This window comes from Bradyrhizobium sp. NBAIM18 (genome assembly GCF_020193825.1).
Classification (GTDB): domain Bacteria; phylum Pseudomonadota; class Alphaproteobacteria; order Rhizobiales; family Xanthobacteraceae; genus Bradyrhizobium; species Bradyrhizobium yuanmingense.
This window is the reverse complement of record NZ_JADYVO010000006.1, coordinates 221,617-238,975: the sequence shown is the minus strand read 5'-3', so window position 1 is coordinate 238,975 and position 17,359 is coordinate 221,617. Positions and strand designations below refer to the sequence as shown.

Annotated in this window: 17 protein-coding genes; 13 read left to right on the top strand and 4 right to left on the bottom strand. The window is 64.4% G+C overall.

The genetic code is table 11. From position 1 onward, the window contains the following. The first annotated feature begins 5 nt into the window (after window positions 1–5). A complete protein-coding gene (locus I6F17_RS16255) occupies window positions 6–656 on the top strand; it encodes a DUF2865 domain-containing protein (protein WP_225127157.1) in 651 nt (216 codons plus the stop codon). A 164-nt stretch (window positions 657–820) separates the two neighbouring features. Then, window positions 821–976: a Thivi_2564 family membrane protein gene (locus I6F17_RS16250; RefSeq protein WP_008546817.1), complete on the top strand. Its 156-nt coding sequence runs from the start codon at window positions 821–823 to the stop codon at window positions 974–976. A gap of 126 nt (window positions 977–1,102) precedes the next feature. On the opposite strand, the gene I6F17_RS16245 is transcribed toward I6F17_RS16250, so the two are convergent. The 4 genes from I6F17_RS16245 to cysD form a co-directional block, all read right to left on the bottom strand. Further along, the gene (locus I6F17_RS16245; RefSeq protein WP_008546815.1) at window positions 1,103–1,303 is read right to left on the bottom strand and encodes a CsbD family protein; all 201 of its coding nucleotides are present in this window, start codon (window positions 1,301–1,303) and stop codon (window positions 1,103–1,105) included. A 191-nt stretch (window positions 1,304–1,494) separates the two neighbouring features. Further along, on the bottom strand, window positions 1,495–3,660 hold the full coding sequence (locus tag I6F17_RS16240) for a malate synthase G (protein WP_225127172.1): 2,166 nt from the start codon (window positions 3,658–3,660) through the stop codon (window positions 1,495–1,497). A 289-nt stretch (window positions 3,661–3,949) separates the two neighbouring features. Then, complete coding sequence (gene cysC / locus I6F17_RS16235; RefSeq protein WP_225127174.1) at window positions 3,950–5,866, bottom strand: adenylyl-sulfate kinase; 1,917 nt, start codon at window positions 5,864–5,866, stop codon at window positions 3,950–3,952. A gap of 14 nt (window positions 5,867–5,880) precedes the next feature. Beyond that, window positions 5,881–6,675: a sulfate adenylyltransferase subunit CysD gene (gene cysD, locus I6F17_RS16230; RefSeq protein WP_225127296.1), complete on the bottom strand. Its 795-nt coding sequence runs from the start codon at window positions 6,673–6,675 to the stop codon at window positions 5,881–5,883. A gap of 244 nt (window positions 6,676–6,919) precedes the next feature. On the opposite strand from cysD, the gene cysG reads away from it, so the two are divergent. The 11 genes from cysG to I6F17_RS16175 all read left to right on the top strand — a co-directional run bounded on the left by cysG (window position 6,920) and on the right by I6F17_RS16175 (window position 17,359). Beyond that, complete coding sequence (cysG, locus tag I6F17_RS16225; RefSeq protein WP_225127176.1) at window positions 6,920–8,344, top strand: siroheme synthase CysG; 1,425 nt, start codon at window positions 6,920–6,922, stop codon at window positions 8,342–8,344. Beyond that, on the top strand, window positions 8,341–8,658 hold the full coding sequence (locus tag I6F17_RS16220) for a DUF2849 domain-containing protein (RefSeq protein ID WP_036036910.1): 318 nt from the start codon (window positions 8,341–8,343) through the stop codon (window positions 8,656–8,658). The genes cysG and I6F17_RS16220 overlap by 4 nt, the downstream gene beginning before the upstream one ends. 11 nt (window positions 8,659–8,669) lie before the next feature. Next, window positions 8,670–10,325 carry a nitrite/sulfite reductase gene (locus I6F17_RS16215; RefSeq protein ID WP_225127178.1) on the top strand — a complete coding sequence of 552 codons (1,656 nt, stop codon included), beginning with the start codon at window positions 8,670–8,672 and terminating at the stop codon, window positions 10,323–10,325. Further along, complete coding sequence (locus I6F17_RS16210) at window positions 10,312–10,827, top strand: DUF934 domain-containing protein (RefSeq protein WP_225127180.1); 516 nt, start codon at window positions 10,312–10,314, stop codon at window positions 10,825–10,827. Before I6F17_RS16215 ends, I6F17_RS16210 begins: the two co-directional genes overlap by 14 nt. Beyond that, window positions 10,824–11,549: a phosphoadenylyl-sulfate reductase gene (locus I6F17_RS16205; RefSeq protein ID WP_225127182.1), complete on the top strand. Its 726-nt coding sequence runs from the start codon at window positions 10,824–10,826 to the stop codon at window positions 11,547–11,549. The genes I6F17_RS16210 and I6F17_RS16205 overlap by 4 nt, the downstream gene beginning before the upstream one ends. Window positions 11,550–11,669: 120 nt before the next feature. After that, the gene (locus tag I6F17_RS16200; protein ID WP_225127184.1) at window positions 11,670–12,671 is read left to right on the top strand and encodes a sulfate ABC transporter substrate-binding protein; all 1,002 of its coding nucleotides are present in this window, start codon (window positions 11,670–11,672) and stop codon (window positions 12,669–12,671) included. Between the two features lie 37 nt (window positions 12,672–12,708). Further along, window positions 12,709–13,545 carry a sulfate ABC transporter permease subunit CysT gene (cysT, locus tag I6F17_RS16195; RefSeq protein ID WP_074447692.1) on the top strand — a complete coding sequence of 279 codons (837 nt, stop codon included), beginning with the start codon at window positions 12,709–12,711 and terminating at the stop codon, window positions 13,543–13,545. Between the two features lie 9 nt (window positions 13,546–13,554). Beyond that, window positions 13,555–14,466: a sulfate ABC transporter permease subunit CysW gene (gene cysW, locus I6F17_RS16190; RefSeq protein ID WP_057028139.1), complete on the top strand. Its 912-nt coding sequence runs from the start codon at window positions 13,555–13,557 to the stop codon at window positions 14,464–14,466. Beyond that, window positions 14,456–15,490, top strand: coding sequence for a sulfate ABC transporter ATP-binding protein (locus I6F17_RS16185; RefSeq protein WP_035998225.1), 1,035 nt, complete (start codon window positions 14,456–14,458; stop codon window positions 15,488–15,490). The genes cysW and I6F17_RS16185 overlap by 11 nt, the downstream gene beginning before the upstream one ends. A gap of 110 nt (window positions 15,491–15,600) precedes the next feature. Beyond that, window positions 15,601–16,104, top strand: coding sequence for a CAP domain-containing protein (locus tag I6F17_RS16180; RefSeq protein ID WP_035998228.1), 504 nt, complete (start codon window positions 15,601–15,603; stop codon window positions 16,102–16,104). Window positions 16,105–16,183: 79 nt separating this feature from the next. After that, a complete protein-coding gene (locus tag I6F17_RS16175) occupies window positions 16,184–17,359 on the top strand; it encodes a patatin-like phospholipase family protein (RefSeq protein ID WP_036036932.1) in 1,176 nt (391 codons plus the stop codon).

The window sequence follows — 17,359 nt, the reverse complement described above, 5'->3', positions numbered from 1 at the left end:
GTCCTATGGCGAGACGGCTGATTGACAAACTGGCGGGCGGAGCGGCGATTGTCCTCGTCGTCTCCACCGGGCTAGCGATGGCGCCGTCGGCGCATGCGCAGGATTTCTTCTCGGGCCTGTTCGGCGGCTTTCGGATGCGGCCGCCGCCGGAAATCCGGATGCCTTTCCCCACCGACGATATGCCGCGCTATGAGGCGCCACGCCAGCGCGCGTCCTACGGCGGCGGCACCGCCTATTGCGTGCGCAGCTGCGACGGTCGCTACTTCCCGGCACAAGGCAATGATGCCGAGAGCAAGGCGCAATCTTGCAAGAGTTTCTGCCCTGCCTCGGAAACCTCGCTGGTCTACGGCGGCAACATCGACGATGCCACGACGGAGAAGGGAAAATCCTATTCGGATCTGCCCAACGCATACCGCTATCGCAATGAGATCGTCGCGGGTTGCACCTGCAACGGCAAGGACCCGGTGGGGCTCGCATCCGTCAAGGTCGAGGACGATCCGACCCTGCGCAAGGGCGATATCGTCGCCGGCGCCAACGGTTTAGTGGTCGCCAGCCGCAATGCCAACGACCGCCGCGGCGTTGCGATGAATTTCTCGCCGCTGCCGGATTCAGTGCGCGCGAGATTCCGCCAGGTCCCCGTGGTGGCGAAAGAGTAGGGAGCGCCGCATCTGTCGGCCTCCGAACCTTGTCGGACGGCAAATGCCGGATTGGCCTGCCGCGGAGACGGCCTCATGAGATCGCGCGGAGGGTTTCCGAAATGGAACCGGCTTGGGTGCAGCGCGTTAGAACAGCGTAGCAATTGCCTGAAGGGGGCCTCGCGATGCTGGTCGGCGTACTCGTCACCTTTCTCGTCGTCATTCTTGTGCTTTATCTCATCAACATGCTGCCAATGGACGGCCGCGCCAAGCAGATCGCGCGCGTCATCGTCATCATCATCGGCATTGTTTCGCTGCTGAAATACCTGGCGGTGTTCTAGCAATCGCAGCCCGGACAAGCGAAGCGGTATCCGGGCCGCAGCGAAGGTCCCGGCGCACTTCACGCCATCCGGGGCTACACCTCAAACAAAAGCCCCGGCTTTCGCCGGGGCTTCGTTCGTGCTGCTTCAGTGCAGCGACTTCAGCCAGTCGTCGACATCCTGACGGACCTGGTCCTTGGCCTTGCCGTAACGCTCCTGCAACCGGCCCTCAAGCTGCTCGCGGCGGCCCTCGATCAGTTGGAGGTCGTCGTCAGTGAGCTTGCCCCATTTCTCCTTGGCCGATCCCTTGAACTGCTTCCAGTTTCCTTCGATCCGATTCCAGTCCATGACCATCTCCCGTGGGTTGATGGCCCGACAACGCAAGGCCCACGCAGCCTGTTCCGTGACACAGCGGGACGTTTCGCCCAACAAAAAGCCCCGGTTTCGGCCGGGGCTTCGATGTTCCCGTGACTTTGCTCAGCCGAGCGCGCTTATCCAAGCGCCTCTTTATCCAAGAGCCTCTTTATGCAAGAGCCTCTTTATACAAGAGCCTTGGCCTCGCGGCGGCGCGCGGTGAGGATGTATTCGGTGTAGCCGTTCGGCTGCTCGCGCCCCTTGAAGATGAGGTCGCAGGCGGCCTTGAAGGCGACGCCGTCAAAGGCGGGCGCCATCGGCTTGTAGATGGGATCACCCGCGTTCTGCTTGTCGACGACGACGGCCATGCGCTTAAGCGATTCCATCACCTGCGCCTCGGTGATGACGCCCTGGTGCAGCCAATTGGCAAGGTGCTGGCTGGAGATGCGCAAGGTGGCGCGGTCTTCCATCAGGCCGACATCGTGGATGTCGGGCACCTTGGAGCAGCCGACGCCCTGGTCGATCCAGCGCACGACATAGCCCAGGATGCCCTGGCAATTGTTGTCGATCTCCTGCCTGACGTCATCAGGCGCCCAGTTCGACTTCGACACCGGAATGGTGAGGATGTCGGACAGTTTTGCGCGCGGTCCGCCCTTGGCGAGCTCCTCCTGGCGCGCGATCACGTTGACCTGGTGGTAGTGCAGCGCGTGCAGTGTCGCCGCGGTCGGCGAGGGCACCCAGGCGGTGGTGGCGCCGGCCTGCGGATGGCCGAGCTTCTGCGCCAGCATGTCCGCCATCTTGTCGGGCGCGGCCCACATGCCCTTGCCGATCTGGGCGTGGCCGGGCAGGCCATCGATCAGGCCCATGTCGACGTTCCAGTCCTCATAGGCCTTGATCCAGGCCTGCGCCTTCATCTCGTTCTTGCGGATCATCGGGCCCGCTTCCATTGATGTGTGGATCTCGTCGCCGGTGCGGTCGAGGAAGCCGGTGTTGATGAACATGATGCGCTTGGAGGCGCGCTGGATGCAGGCCTTGAGGTTGACGGTGGTGCGTCGCTCCTCGTCCATGATGCCGACCTTGAGCGTGTTCTCGGGCAGGCCGAGCATCTTCTCGACGCGGTCGAAAATCTCGCAGGTCAGCGAGACCTCGTCCGGGCCGTGCATCTTCGGCTTGACGATGTAGGCAGAACCGGTGCGGCTGTTCTTGACCTTGGAATGGCCCTTGAGGTCGTGGATCGCGAGCAGGCCCGAGACGGCGGCGTCCAGCAGGCCCTCCGGAACCTCTTCGCCCTTCTCGTCGAGCACCGCGTCCGTGAACATGTGGTGACCGCAATTGCGCATCAACAGCAGGCTGCGGCCGTGCAGCTTGAGCTCGCCCTTGCCGTCCGGCGTCTTGTAGAGGCGGTCGGAATTGAGCGAACGCGTCAGCGTCTTGCCGCCCTTCTCGAAATCGGCCGACAACGTGCCGTTCATCAGGCCGAGCGTGTTGCGGTAGACCAGCACCTTGTCCTCGGCATCGACCGCGGCGACAGAGTCCTCCATGTCCAGAATGGTGGAGACGGCGGCCTCCATGATCATGTCGGCGACGCCGGCCGGATCGTCCTTGCCGATCGCGCTGCTGCGGTCGATCTTGACCTCGATATGCAGGCCGTTGTTGACGAGCAGCACGGCGCTCGGCGCGGCTGGATCGCCCTGGAAGCCCGCGAACTGCGCGGCGTTCTTCAGCGCGGTGGCGTTGCCGCTCTTCAGCTTCACCGCGAGCTGGCTCGCGACGACGCTATAGCCGGTCACGTCGGTGTGGCTGCCGGTCGCGAGCGGCACGGCGTTATCGAGGAACGCCTTGGCCTTGGCGATCACCTTGTCGCCGCGCGCCTTGTTGTAGCCCTTGCCGCTCTCGGACGGATCATGCGGAATCGCATCGGTACCGTAGAAGGCGTCATAGAGCGAACCCCAGCGTGCGTTCGCCGCGTTCAGCGCGTAGCGCGCATTGGTGAGCGGCACCACGAGCTGCGGGCCGCAGATCTTGCCGATCTCCTCGTCGACATTGGCGGTCTCGACCTTCTGCGTCGCCGGCTCCGGGACGAGATAGCCGATCTCCTTTAGGAAGGCGGTATAGGCATCGAGGTCGAACGCCTTGCCCTTGCCCGCGCGGTGCCAGTCGTCGATCTTGGCCTGCAGATTGTCGCGGAATGCGAGCAGCTCGCGGTTCTTCGGTCCCAGCTCCTTGATGATGCCGGCAAGCCCGGCCCAGAACGCATCCGGCGCGATCCCGGTTTTCGGGGCCGCTTCCTTGGCGATGAAGTCAAACAGGACGGGTGCGATCTTCAATCCGTGGGCGTCGACGCGTTTCATGATGGGCTTTCTTGTTGGAAATGGCTGTTTTTGGCTGCTTTTGACCCGACAGCAGCAAAATGCGCCCACGCGGGGCGGCTTTCGGGGGCCTATTAGCCCCAAAAAAGAGGCCGTGAGAAGACCCCCGGGGGCTTGTCAAAATGTCAAGGAGAGGTGGGAGACGGTCCCACGCACCGGTGTCATTCCCCGCGAAAGCGGGGAATCCAGTACGCTGCGGCTTCTCCGTATTCCAACGCTGTCTCTGGAATACTGGGTCGCCCGGCCGAGCCGGGCGACGACTAGGGCGGCCTCAAATATTCGCAGCGAGGTCCACGAGCTCGTCGAACAGCACGCCTGATGCCTTCAGCATTTGCTCGATCTCGTCGGCCGCTTCCGCAACCGTCCGCTTCGACGTATCGATCACGAGCTCGGCGGCCTCAGGCTTCTCGTAGTCGTTGCCAATGCCGGTGAACGAGGCGAGTGCGCCGGCGCGGGCTTTCTTGTAATGGCCCTTGGGATCGCGCTCCTCGCACACCTCGGCGGGCGTCGCGACATGGATTTCGCGAAACGCGGTGTCCGCGATGCGACGCGCGGCGGCGCGATCTTCGCGCGCGGGCGAGACCGCCGCGACGATGGCGATGTGGCCGTTGCGGGCGAGATGCGTCGCGACCTCGGCGAGGCGGCGGATGTTCTCGCTGCGATCAGTGGCGGAGAAGCCGAGATCGCTGTTGAGCCCGGCGCGCAGCGTGTCGCCATCGAGCAGGATCGGCGAGCCGCCATTGGTGAAGAGACGCCGCTCGAGCGCCCGCGCCAGCGTCGACTTGCCGGAGGCCGGCAGACCGGTGAGCCAGACCACGGCGCCATTGTGGCGGTAGCGTGCCGAGCGCTCGTCGGGCCGCAGCGCCGATTCCACCGGCACGATGTCAACGGGCACGGCACGCTGACCGGCATCGACCGACAGCACCAGGCCACCGCCGGCGATGCGCCCGGACACCTCGATCACGAGGCGGCCGGTGCGCGGATTTTCGGTGTAGGGATCGGTCGCGATCGGATTGGACAGGGAGATGTCGATCTCGCCGACATGATTGCGGCCGATCGCCTTGTTCTCGCTGCTCGAGAGCTCGCCGGGATCGACCGCCTTCTCGATGGCGACGACGGTTGCGCGGCTTTCCTTAGGGCCGCAGCGCACCAAAAGCTGGTCGCCCTTGGCGAGCGGCTTGTCGTGCAGCCAGAAGATCCGCGCACGCAGCCGCCGCGTCTCGCGCGGGGCGCTGCCCGCATGCGCGATGATGTCGCCGCGCTCGATGAACAATTCGCGGTCGAGCGTGATGCCGACCGAGCGGCCCGCGCCCTGCCGTCCTGCCACCGGCGTCATCGGCCAGCTCTCGAGCGTCTTGATCCTGGCGATCTTGCCCGCCGGCATGATCACGATCTCGTCGCCGGCAATCAGGCTGCCGGATTCAATGCGGCCGGCGACGATGCGTCGGTCGTCGAACTTGTAGATCGCCTGCACCGGCAGCCGCAGCGCCAGCGCTTCCAGCGGACGCGCCGGCTCGAGGTGATCAAGCGCCTCGACCACGGTCGGTCCCTTGTACCAAGAGATGCGGTCGGTGCGCATCGCAACGCCGTCGCCGTCACGCGCAGAAATCGGGATCACGGCCGTGGGCGTCACGCCGAGGCCGTTCAGATGCGCGGAAATCTCGTCGCTGATGTCCTTGAAGCGTGCGGCGGAGAAATCGACGCGGTCCATCTTGTTGACGACGACGGCGACCTGCTTCACCCCGAGCAGATGCAGGAGATAGCCGTGCCGCCTGGTCTGGTCGCGCACGCCCTCCAGCGCGTCGATGATCAGCACCGCACCGTCGGCCTGCGAGGCGCCGGTGATCATGTTGCGGAGGAATTCGGCGTGACCGGGCGCATCGATCAGCACGATGTCGCGCGAATTGGTGCGGAAGCGGATCTGGGTGGTGTCGATGGTGATGCCCTGGTCGCGCTCGGTCTGCAGCGCGTCAAGCAGGAACGACCATTCGAACGGCATGCCGCGCCGCGCGCTGACGGCCTTGAGCATTTCGAGCTTGCCCTCGGGCAGGCTGCCGGTTTCATGCAGGAGGCGGCCGACCAGGGTCGACTTGCCGTGGTCAACATGGCCGACGATGACGATGCGGACCTGGGGACGCGTGGTGCCGTTCGGCGTGCCGGGCGAGGCTGACGTGACGATCATGTTCATGGCCGCGTCCTTGATCAGAGATAGCCGGCGACGCGAAGGCGCTCGAAGGCGTCCTCGGTCTCGTGGTCGAGCGCGCGCCCCGAGCGCTCCGGCACCTTGGTCTGTTCGAGCTCGATCAGGATCTCGTCGATGTTCGAGGCATTCGAGGCAACCGGATTGGTGATGTCCTGGTCACCCAGCGAGCGATAACGCTTGCCGTTCTTGGCGAGGTACAGCGGAATGATCGGGATGTTCTCGCGCTTGGTGTAGGCCCAGATGTCGGCCTCGGTCCAATGCAGGATCGGATGGATGCGCAAATGCGCGCCTTGCGGCGGCGAGGCGTTGAAATGATCCCAGAATTCCGGCGGCTGGTCGCGCACGTCCCAATTGCCCTCCAAGCCGCGCGGCGAGAACACCCGCTCCTTGGCGCGCGTTGCTTCCTCGTCGCGGCGGATGCCGGCGATCAGGCCGTCGAAGCCATACTTTGCGAGCGCCATCTTGAGGCCCTCGGTCTTGCGCGCAGCGGAACGGGCGGCCGGCGGCAGCGTTGGGTCGACGGCATCGATCGGCGGGCAGGGCTCGACGCGCAGATCGAGATCCCATTCCTTGCCGTAATGATCGCGGAAGCGATACATCTCCGGAAACTTCTTGCCGGTATCGACGTGAAGCGCCGGGCACGGCATCTTGCCGAAGAAGGCTTTCCGCGCCAGCCAAATCATGACGTTGGAGTCCTTGCCGAGCGACCACAACAGGGCGATCTTCTTCAGCCGGGCAAAGGCCTCACGGAAGATGTAGATGCTCTGCGCTTCGAGCTGGTCGAGATGGTCCATGCTCGGGGCAAGCTCGGCAGAAAATTCTTGCGCGCGCACGCGCTCAGCCAGCGCCGGATTGCTCAGTCGATCAGCAGCGGAATCGTGCTTGAGAAGATGCATCTCTGCCACTTTGCGTTTGGAGGCGAAAATTCTATAGTTGCGGTGCGGAAGAGAAGAAAAAATTTTCTCTTTGCGCACTCGAAACGAGACATATATAGAAAATAATTCCAGTCAACCCCGTTTGTGGGGAAGCGAGTATCGCATGCGGTTCTTGCCGGTGTTTCTCGATCTCAAGGCCGGCCCGGTGGTCCTCATCGGCGCGGGTGAGCTTTTGCGCGCCAAGCTGCGCGTGCTCGCCGCTGCCGGCGCGCGCCTGCGCGTGCATGCGATCGATGGCAATCACGACCTTGGCCTCGGCTCCGAAGACTTGGCGCGCATCGAGATCGCGGCGGGCGATCCGCTCAGGGCGGATCTTTCCGGCGTCATCGCCGTCGTCTGCGCGGGCGCAGGCGATGTCGGTGTCGCCATGTCGGCTCGCGCCAAGGCGGCTGGCCTGCCCGTCAACGTCATGGACGACCTCGAGCATTCCAGCTTCATCTTTCCCGCCATCGTCGATCGCGGCGATGTCGTGGTCGCGGTCGGCACGGGCGGCACATCCCCGGTGGTGGCGCGGCGCGTGCGTGAGAAGATCGAGGCGCTGCTGCCGGCGCGCATTGGCGAGCTCGCCGAGTTCATCGGCACCTTCCGCAAGTCGATCAACGAGCGCATCGCCGAGTTTCCGCTGCGCCGCCGCTTCTGGGAGCGCGTCATCGACGGTCCGATCGGCGCCGCCGTGCTCGCCGGCCGCAACAGCGAAGCCGATGCATCGCTCAAGGCGATTGCCGATCCCACCGCATTCGCGCGCGCCGACAAGCCGGAAGGCTCCGTCGCGCTGGTCGGCGCCGGCCCCGGCGATCCCGATCTGCTCACCATCAAGGCGCTGCGCGCGCTGCAGGACGCCGACATCGTCTTTTATGACGAGCTGGTCTCGCCCGAGATTCTCGACCGAATCCGCCGCGACACCACGCGCGTTGCGGTCGGCCGCCGCGTCGGCAAGCCCGGCATCGGCCAGGACGCCATCAACAGACGTATGATCGAGGCCGCGCAGTCCGGCCAACGCGTCGTGCGGCTGAAGGGCGGCGATCCCTTCGTGTTCGGCCGCGGCGGCGAAGAAGTGGAAGCGCTGCGCGCCGCCGGCGTCGCCTATTCGATCATTCCCGGCATCACCGCAGGGCTCGGCGGCGCTGCCGATTTCGAGGTGCCGCTCACTTACCGTCACGAAGCGACCCGCATCACCTTCCTCACCGCACACAAAGCGCGCGATGCCGAGAACGTGGATTGGTCGACGCTGACCGACACCAAGATGACCGTCGTGGTCTATATGGGCATGACCGCAGCGCCCGCCGTTCGCGCCGGCTTGTTCGCGGCCGGCCGCTCGCCGGAGACGCCGGTCGGCGTGTTCGCCCGCGTCACGCGGCCCGATGCGCAAGGCGCGATCGGCACGCTGCGCGACCTGCCGGAACTGGTGCGGCGGATCCATGGCGGTCCCGCCATCCTCATCATCGGCGACGTGGTCCGGCATGCCGGCTCGCTTCGCCGCCAGACACCCAAGCAAATCATCTCTGACCTATTGGATGCAGCCGAATGACCTCTCCGCTCGAACAAAAGAAGATCCGTATCGCCGGCCCCTCGGTCGTGACCGCCAACCGCACCTGGGACGGCATCGTGGTCTACCGCACCGCCGCCAAGAGCTGGTCCGCCGAGCTGTCGGAAGCCGCCATCGTGCGCAACTCCGACGAGGCCAAGGCGTTGCTTGCGGAAGCCGTGGCCGATGACGTCGGCGCCATCGGCCCCTATATCGCGCCGGTGCAGATCGGCGACGATGGCAAGGTCCTGCCCGGCAATCTGCGCGAACAGATTCGCCGCACCGGCGTCACCATCGGACAGCCGGCCCAGGTTTAAGGCACCCACTTATGTATGCTTACGACGAAATCGACCGCACGCTCGTCAACGAGCGCGTCTCGGAGTTCCGCGACCAGGTGAAGCGGCGCCTGTCCGGCGAGCTCACGGAGGACGAGTTCAAAATTCTGCGGCTGCAGAACGGCGTCTATCTGCAATTGCACGCCTATATGTTCCGCGTCGCGATTCCCTATGGCACACTGGCGACGAACCAGATGCGGGCGCTCGCCCATGTCGCGCGCAAATACGATCGCGGCTACGGCCACTTCACCACGCGGCAGAATATCCAGTTCAACTGGATCAAGCTCGCCGAGCTGCCGGATGCACTCGAAGACCTGGCCAAGGTCGGCATCCACGCGATGCAGACCTCCGGCAACAACATGCGCAACGTCACCTCGGACCAGTGGGCCGGCGTCGCGCCGGGCGAGATCGAGGATCCGCGCATCTGGTCGGAGCTGATCCGCCAGCACACCACGCTGCATCCGGAATTCTCGTTCCTGCCGCGCAAGTTCAAGATCGCGATCACCGCCTCGGACCACGACCGCGCCGCGATCAAGATCCACGACATCGGCCTGCGGCTAATCAAGAACGAGAAGGGCGAGACAGGCTTCGAGGTTCTGGTCGGCGGCGGTCTCGGCCGTACGCCGTTCATCGCCAAGACCATCAAGCACTTCGTGCACGGCCGCGACATCCTCACCTACATCGAGGCGATCTTACGCGTCTACAATCAGTACGGCCGCCGCGACAACATCTACAAGGCGCGCATCAAGATCCTGGTGCACGAGCTCGGCATCGAGAAATTCTCGCGCGAGGTCGAGGACGAGTGGCAGCACATTCGCAACTCCTCGCTCCAGATCGACGAGGAGGTGATCGAGGACATTCGCTCGCGCTTCACCTATCCGGCCTACGAGAAGCTGCCGCATATGCCGGACGAGCTGCGCCAGGCCGCGGCCGACCCCGATTTCGAGGCATGGCGCAAGAACTCGGTGGCGCCGCACAAGGTGCAGGGTTACTCCATCGTCACGATCTCGCTGAAGCCGACCGGCGGGCCTCCGGGCGATGCCACCGCCGAGCAGATGGACGCGCTGGCAGATCTTGCCGACAAATATTCCTTCGGCGAGATCCGCGTCGGCCACGAGCAGAATCTAGCGCTGCCGCACGTCGCCAAGCGCGACCTGCCGGCACTGTGGAAGGCGCTCGACAAGCTCGGGCTGGCGACGCCCAACGTCAACCTGATCACCGACATCATCGCTTGCCCCGGGCTCGATTATTGCTCGCTGGCGAATGCCCGCTCGATTCCGATCGCGCAGGAGCTGACGCGGCGCTTCGCCAATCACGAGCTCGCTAACCTGATCGGCCGCCTGCACATCAACATCTCCGGCTGCATCAATGCCTGCGGCCATCACCATGTCGGCCATATCGGCATTCTCGGCGTCGAGAAGAACGGCGAGGAGGTCTACCAGATCACGATCGGCGGCCGTGCCGACGAGAATGCCGCGCTTGGCACCCTAATCGGCCCCGGCGTCAAGTTCGACGAGGTCGCCGACGTGGTCGAGGACATCGTGGAAGCCTATCTGGCGCTGCGCGAGCGGCCCGAAGAGCTGTTCATGGACACGGTGAAGCGCCTGGGCGTCGAACCCTTCAAGGAGCGCGTCTATGCCACTCGTTAATGGCGGAAAGATCACGGGCGACCGCTTCGTCAAGCTCGCCGTCGACACGCCGCTGCCCGAGGGCGGCGACATCCTGGTGCCCGCCGAGCGCTTCCTCGGCGAGGCCGAGGGCTTGCTCAAGCGTGCCGGAAAGGTCGGCGTGATCTGGCCCAACAATCGCGACATCGCCGAGCTCGTGCCGTATCTCGGCCGGATCGCCGCCGTCGCGCTGGTGTTCCCGACCTTCCGTGACGGACGGGCCTACAGCCAGGCGCGGCTGCTGCGCGAACGTTACAACTACCGCGGCGAATTGCGCGCGACCGGTCAGGTGCTGCGCGACCAGTTCGTGTTCATGCTGCGCGCCGGCTTCGATGCCTTCGAGGTCAAGAAGCAGGCCGATGCGGAGGCCTTCATGCAGACCGCGAAGCGCTATTCGGTGTTCTACCAGCCGACCGGCGATGGCCGCATCACAGCGCTGCACCGGCGCATGCAGCTGCGCCACTCCGAAGGGGTCGGCACGTGAACGCGATCGCGCCTCAGGTTTCGCCCGTGTCTGCGTTGCCTTCCGCGGACGAGCTCGATCGCGCCTTGCGCGATGCCTCGCCTGCGGAGGTCATTGCCGCGGCGCTGAAGTCGGTCGGGCGCGAGAAGCTCGCGCTGGTGTCTTCCTTCGGCACGGAATCGGCGACGCTGTTGAAGGTCATGTCGGATGTCGATCCCGCAATCCCCGTGATCTTTCTCGATACCGGCTGGTTGTTCGAGGAGACGCTGGCCTATCGCGATACGCTGATTGCGACCCTGGGCCTGAAGGACGTCCGCTCGATCAAGCCGGCCGAGGAGACGCTGTTGCGCGAAGATCCCGACCGCGACCTCTGGTTCTCCGATCCCGACGCCTGCTGCCGCATCCGCAAGGTCGAGCCGCTGGCGCGTGCGCTGAAGCCGTTCGACGCCTGGCTCAACGGCCGCAAGCGCTTCCAGGGCAATGCGCGCGCCGACATTCCGGTCGTGGAGGACGACGGCGGGCGGCTGAAGTTCAACCCCTTCGCCAACGTCTCGCGCGAGGAGATCGAGGCGATCTTCACCCGCGCCAAATTGCCGCGGCACCCTCTGGTTGTGTCAGGATTCCTGTCGGTTGGGTGTATGCCTTGCACCAGCCGAACGAGTGAAGGCGAGGATGCACGTGCCGGCCGGTGGCGCGGCCGGGCGAAGACAGAATGCGGCATCCATACGATGAAGACTTCGTAGCACAGTCAGTCTGCGAGTCTTCAAACAAGAAAATCCGGTTCCGTTGACACAAGAGCGTTTCGCCACGAGTTATGCCTGCCGTCGACGACACCGATGTCGTCGAGGTGAATGGAGATGGACATGATGCGCCGTATCGTTCCGCTCGCCGCAGGATTGCTCGCGACGGGGTTCTTGACAGGCTCGGCTCTGGCCGCCGACATCAATTTGCTGAACGTGTCGTACGATCCGACGCGCGAACTCTATGTCGAGTTCAACAAGGCGTTCGCGAGCGCCTATCAGAAGGAAACCGGCAAGAGCGTCGAGATCAAGCAGTCGCACGGCGGCAGCGGCTCGCAGGCACGCGCGGTGATCGACGGCTTGCAGGCCGATGTGGTGACGCTGGCGCTCGCCTATGACATCGACGCCATCGCGAACAAGGGCCTTACCGCGGCCGATTGGCAGAAGCGGCTGCCGCAGAATTCATCACCCTATACCTCGACCATCGTCTTCCTGGTGCGCAAGGGCAATCCCAAGGGCATCAAGGACTGGGACGATCTGATCAAGCCGGGCGTTGCCGTCATCACGCCGAACCCGAAGACGTCGGGCGGCGCGCGCTGGAATTATCTGGCCGCCTGGGGCTTTGCGCAGAAGAAATACGGCTCGGCCGACAAGGCCAAGGACTTCATCGGAAAGCTCTTCCAGCAGGTGCCGGTGCTCGATACCGGCGCCCGGGGCTCCACCGTGACCTTCGTCGAGCGCGGCGTCGGTGACGTGCTGCTCGCCTGGGAGAACGAGGCATTCTTGGCCCTGAAGGAATTCGGTGCGAACAAGTTCGAGATCGTTGCACCGCCGCAGTCGATCCTCGCCGAGCCGCCGGTCGCGATCGTGGACAAGGTTGCCGACAAAAAGGGCACCCGCAATGCGGCTGACGCCTACCTTCAATACTGGTACACCAAGGAAGGGCAGGAGATCGCCGCGCGCAATTTCTACCGTCCGCGCGATGCCGAGACCGCCAAAAAGTATGAAAATTCCTTCGCCAAGGTCGAGCTGTTCACGATCGACGACGTCTTCGGCGGCTGGACCAAGGCACAGAAGGAACATTTTGCAGACGGCGGCGTTTTCGATCAGATTTACAAGAACTGATCGGGCGCTGTCGTAGGGGGCTTTAGCAGGGGGCCTGGTGAGCGCACTCGCAGCACGACGCCGGACATTGCCGGGCTTCGGTCTCACCATGGGACTGACGCTTTCCTGGCTGTCCGTGATCATCCTGATTCCACTCGCCGGCCTGTTCCTGAGATCGCTCGAGCTCAGCCCCGAGCAGTTCTGGAACATCCTCTCCAGCCGCCGCACTCTGAACGCGCTCCGCGTCTCGTTCGGCCTCGCCTTTGCGGCGGCCTGCGTCAATCTGGTGATGGGCAGCATCATCGTCTGGGCGCTGGTGCGCTACCGCTTCCCCGGCCGCCGCATCTTCGACGCCATCGTCGACGTGCCGTTTGCGCTGCCGACGGCGGTGGCCGGCGTCGCGCTGACGGCGCTGTTCGCCGAGAAGGGCTGGCTGGGGGCGCCGCTCGCCGCGCTCGGCCTCAAGGTGGCGTTCACGCCGGTCGGCATCTTCGTCGCCATGATCTTCATCGGCATTCCCTTCGTTGTCCGCACCGTGCAGCCGGTGCTGCAGGATCTCGACCCTGAAATCGAGGAAGCCGCGGGCAGCCTGGGGGCCAGCCGCTTGCAGACCATCGTTCGCGTGATCCTGCCTTCGCTCGCGCCGGCGCTGCTCACGGGCCTCGCGCTCGCCTTCGCCCGCGCGGTCGGTGAATACGGCTCGGTGATCTTCATCGCCGGTAATCTGCCCAACGTCTCCGAGATCGCGCCGCTCTTGATCGTGATACGCCTGTCCGAATTCCGTTACGCCGATGCGACCGCGATTGCGGTGGTCATGCTGGTCGTCTCCTTCGTCATCATCTTCGCGGTCAATCGGCTCCAGCGCTGGGCGCAGAGCCGGATCCCGGCGCGCTGAGGGCGGACCATGACGATGCAGATCGCAGATTCCGTGTCGCTCTCGGCCTCCGACTCGCAGGCACGCGCGCACGCGGCGGCGGCGCGGAACAATTTGCGCACCGAGCCGCGCGCTGTCCGCATCGTCATCATCACGCTGGCGTTGCTGTTTCTCACCGTCTTCGTCGTGCTGCCGCTGGTCGTCGTGTTCGCGCAGGCATTTTCGCGCGGCATCCTCGCCTATTTCGCCGCGCTCGCCGAGCCGGAGGCGATGGCGGCGATCAAGCTGACGTTGATCGTCGCGGCGATCTCGGTCGGGCTCAATCTGGTGTTCGGCCTCGTCGCCGCCTGGGCGATTGCAAAATTCGAGTTTCCGGGCAAGACCTTCCTGATCACGCTGATCGACCTGCCATTCTCGGTCAGCCCGGTGATCTCGGGCCTCGTCTTCGTGCTGTTGTTCGGCGCGCAAGGCTATTTCGGCAGCTGGCTGCGCGAGCACGACATCCAGATCCTGTTCGCGGTCCCCGGCATCGCGCTCGCCACCACCTTCGTGACCTTCCCCTTCGTGGCGCGCGCGCTGATCCCCCTGATGCAGGAGCAGGGCACGCAGGAGGAGGAGGCCGCGATCTCGCTCGGCGCCTCCGGCCTGCAGACCTTCTTCCGCGTCACCCTGCCCAACATCAAATGGGGCGTGCTCTACGGCGTCCTGCTCTGCAACGCGCGCGCGATGGGCGAGTTCGGTGCGGTCTCCGTCGTCTCCGGCCACATCCGCGGCGAGACCAACACCATGCCGCTCTTGGTCGAGATCCTCTACAACGAATACCAGTTCGTCGCCGCTTTCGCGATCGCCTCGCTGCTCGCAATGCTGGCGCTGATCACGCTGATCGCAAAAACCATTCTCGAACGTCATCTCGACGAAGGACAAGACGCCAGTGACCATTGAAGTCAAGAATCTCGTCAAGAAATTCGGCAGTTTTGCAGCCCTCGACGGCGTCGATCTCAAGGTCAATGACGGTGAGCTGCTGGCGCTGCTCGGCCCGTCCGGCTCCGGCAAGACTACCTTGCTGCGGATCATCGCCGGCCTCGATTGGCCGGACTCGGGCGAAGTCTCCTTCAACGGTGAGGACGCGCTGGCGCAAGGAGCCCGCGAGCGCCACGTCGGCTTCGTGTTCCAGCACTATGCGTTGTTCCGCCACATGACGGTGTTCGAGAACGTTGCCTTTGGCCTCCGCGTGCAGCCGCGCGCGGTCCGAAAGGATGAGGCTGCGATCCGCTCGCGCGTCAAGGAGCTGCTCGATCTGGTGCAGCTCGACTGGCTCGCCGACCGCTATCCGAGCCAGCTCTCCGGCGGCCAGCGTCAGCGCATCGCGCTCGCCCGTGCGCTTGCGATCGAGCCGCGCATTCTGCTGCTCGATGAACCCTTCGGCGCGCTCGACGCCAAGGTGCGCAAGGAGCTGCGCAAATGGCTGCGCTCGCTGCATCACGAGATCCATGTCACCTCGATCTTCGTCACGCACGACCAGGAGGAGGCGCTGGAAGTCGCTAACCGCGTCGTGGTGATGGACAAAGGACGGATCGAGCAGATCGGCTCGCCCGACGATGTCTACGACAATCCGGCGACTGCGTTCGTGCACGGCTTCATCGGCGAATCCATCGTGCTGCCGATCCAGATCGGCGATGGTGCGATCCGGCTCGGCGACCGGCAGCTCGATCTGGCGGCCGATGGGCTTGCGCCTGGCGCGTCGAAGCTGTTCGTGCGGCGACATGACATGCTGGTCGGCCCGCCCGGCAGCGGCGCCTTCGAGGGCGCGGTCCAGCACGTCCGCAATTTCGGTCCGGTGCAGCGGGCGGAAGTAGCCCTGTCCGGCGGCGAGACCATCGAGATCGACGCCCCCCGCGACAAGGAACTGCGCGCCGGCGACACGATCGGCCTCAATCCGCGTCGCTACCGGATTTTTGCGGGCTGAGCCCCCGGCCGCTATTCGGCCGCGGAATGACGGCTCAAATTCTCTTCAAAATTCACCTTTCAGCCATTGTTGGTATGCAACAACAGCCCCTCGTTTGGGGGCCCCGATTCATGCGCGCTGCGGCCGCAATTCTCATCATGTTGCTGCTCGCCGGTTGTGCCGGCAACGAAGCACCGGTCCAGCAGCCGTCGATGTATGCCGACATGGCGGTGCCGGGCTCCAAGCTCGACGTCCAGGCAGCTGCGATCATGATCTCGCAATACCGCCAGAACAACGGGCTCGGTACGGTCGTGGTCGACCCGGATTTGACTCGGCTCGCCGAATCCCAATCGGGCGCGATGGCGGCGGCCAACAAGATGGACCACGACGTCCGCGCGCCGCTCGCCAAGCGTCTGGCCTCTGGCGGTTATCCTGCCACCGTGGCGGTCGAGAACATCTCGGCCGGCTATCATACGCTGGCGGAAGCGTTTTCCGGCTGGCGCGACTCGCCTCCGCACCGCGCCAACATGCTCAAGAGCGGTGTCACAAAATTGGGCATCGCGGCGAGCTATGCTCCAGGCACCAAATACAAGGTGTTCTGGACCATGATCCTGGCCTCCACCGAGCCTCGATAAGCCAGACTTGATCCCGGGGATGCATTGACGTCGCGGCGGAGTGTCGCCACGGTGGCCAGCCTTTTGCTATTGTTCCCGCATGACCGATCATAGTCCGGAAACCGCAACAATCCCCACGAATGCGCAGCGCGTCCTGGTCCTCCAGGGCGGCGGCGCGCTCGGCTCGTACCAGGCTGGCGCCTTCCAGGCGCTGTGTGGCTACGGCTTCGATCCGGAATGGGTCGCCGGCATCTCGATCGGCGCGGTCAATGCCGCCATCATCGCCGGCAATGAGGGGCACACCCGCGTCGAGCGGCTTAAGGAATTCTGGGAAATGGTGTCGGCCCCGGTGCCGTGGAAGCCGGTCGGCAAGAGCGACCGCAGCCGCGAGCTGTTCAATTCCACCAGTGCCGCGCTGATTGCGACGTTCGGCGTGCCCGGCTTCTTCACGCCGCGCATTCCGCCGGCGCCGCTGTGGCCGCCGGGGCATCCCGAGGCCGAAAGCTATTACGATACCTCGCCGCTGAAGAAGACGCTGGAGCGTCTCGTCGATTTCGACCGCATCAACGATCTGAAGACACGCCTATCGGTCGGCGCGGTCGGCGTCACCTCGGGCAATTTCAGATATTTCGACAATTACGCGTTCAAGAAGCTCGGCAAGAAGATCGGCCCCGAACACATCATGGCCTCCGGCGCGCTGCCGCCGGGCTTTCCCTCCGTCGTCATCGACGGCGAGCATTATTGGGACGGCGGCATCGCCTCCAACACTCCGCTCGACTACGTGCTCGATGCCGAGGTCGAACGCGACATGCTGATCTTTCAGGTCGATTTGTTTTCCGCGCGCGGCGACCTGCCGAACTCGCTGCTGGAGGCGGCCGAGCGCGAGAAGGACATCCGCTATTCCAGCCGCACGCGGATGAACACCGACAAGAACAAGCAGCTGCACAACGCCCGCAGGGCCGTGCGCGATCTGATCGGCAAATTGCCGGACTATCTCAAGAACGATCCTTCCGTCGAATTCCTGGCGAAGGTGTCGCGCGAAAGCACCGTCACCGTGGTGCATCTGATCTACCGCAGCAAGAACTACGAATCCTCGTCCAAGGATTACGATTTCTCGCACATTGCCATGGTCGAGCATTGGGAGGCCGGCGTGCGTGACGTGCATCTGTCGATGCGCCACAAGGACTGGCTGGAGCGGCCGCAGTCCGGTGAGACCATGGTGACCTACGATCTCACGGGGGACGTCACCGCGCCCCCGGCAAAAAGGAGCGAATAG

Bases quoted from the DNA above. Each gene is read 5' to 3' on its own strand.
- I6F17_RS16255 (WP_225127157.1), top strand. From the start codon at position 6: ATGGCGAGACGGCTGATTGACAAACTGGCGGGCGGAGCGGCGATTGTC.
- I6F17_RS16250 (WP_008546817.1), top strand. From the start codon at position 821: ATGCTGGTCGGCGTACTCGTCACCTTTCTCGTCGTCATTCTTGTGCTT.
- I6F17_RS16245 (WP_008546815.1), bottom strand. From the start codon at position 1,303: ATGGACTGGAATCGGATCGAAGGAAACTGGAAGCAGTTCAAGGGATCG.
- I6F17_RS16240 (WP_225127172.1), bottom strand. From the start codon at position 3,660: ATGAAACGCGTCGACGCCCACGGATTGAAGATCGCACCCGTCCTGTTT.
- cysC (WP_225127174.1), bottom strand. From the start codon at position 5,866: ATGAACATGATCGTCACGTCAGCCTCGCCCGGCACGCCGAACGGCACC.
- cysD (WP_225127296.1), bottom strand. From the start codon at position 6,675: ATGGACCATCTCGACCAGCTCGAAGCGCAGAGCATCTACATCTTCCGT.
- cysG (WP_225127176.1), top strand. From the start codon at position 6,920: ATGCGGTTCTTGCCGGTGTTTCTCGATCTCAAGGCCGGCCCGGTGGTC.
- I6F17_RS16220 (WP_036036910.1), top strand. From the start codon at position 8,341: ATGACCTCTCCGCTCGAACAAAAGAAGATCCGTATCGCCGGCCCCTCG.
- I6F17_RS16215 (WP_225127178.1), top strand. From the start codon at position 8,670: ATGTATGCTTACGACGAAATCGACCGCACGCTCGTCAACGAGCGCGTC.
- I6F17_RS16210 (WP_225127180.1), top strand. From the start codon at position 10,312: ATGCCACTCGTTAATGGCGGAAAGATCACGGGCGACCGCTTCGTCAAG.
- I6F17_RS16200 (WP_225127184.1), top strand. From the start codon at position 11,670: ATGATGCGCCGTATCGTTCCGCTCGCCGCAGGATTGCTCGCGACGGGG.
- cysW (WP_057028139.1), top strand. From the start codon at position 13,555: ATGACGATGCAGATCGCAGATTCCGTGTCGCTCTCGGCCTCCGACTCG.
- I6F17_RS16180 (WP_035998228.1), top strand. From the start codon at position 15,601: ATGCGCGCTGCGGCCGCAATTCTCATCATGTTGCTGCTCGCCGGTTGT.
- I6F17_RS16175 (WP_036036932.1), top strand. From the start codon at position 16,184: ATGACCGATCATAGTCCGGAAACCGCAACAATCCCCACGAATGCGCAG.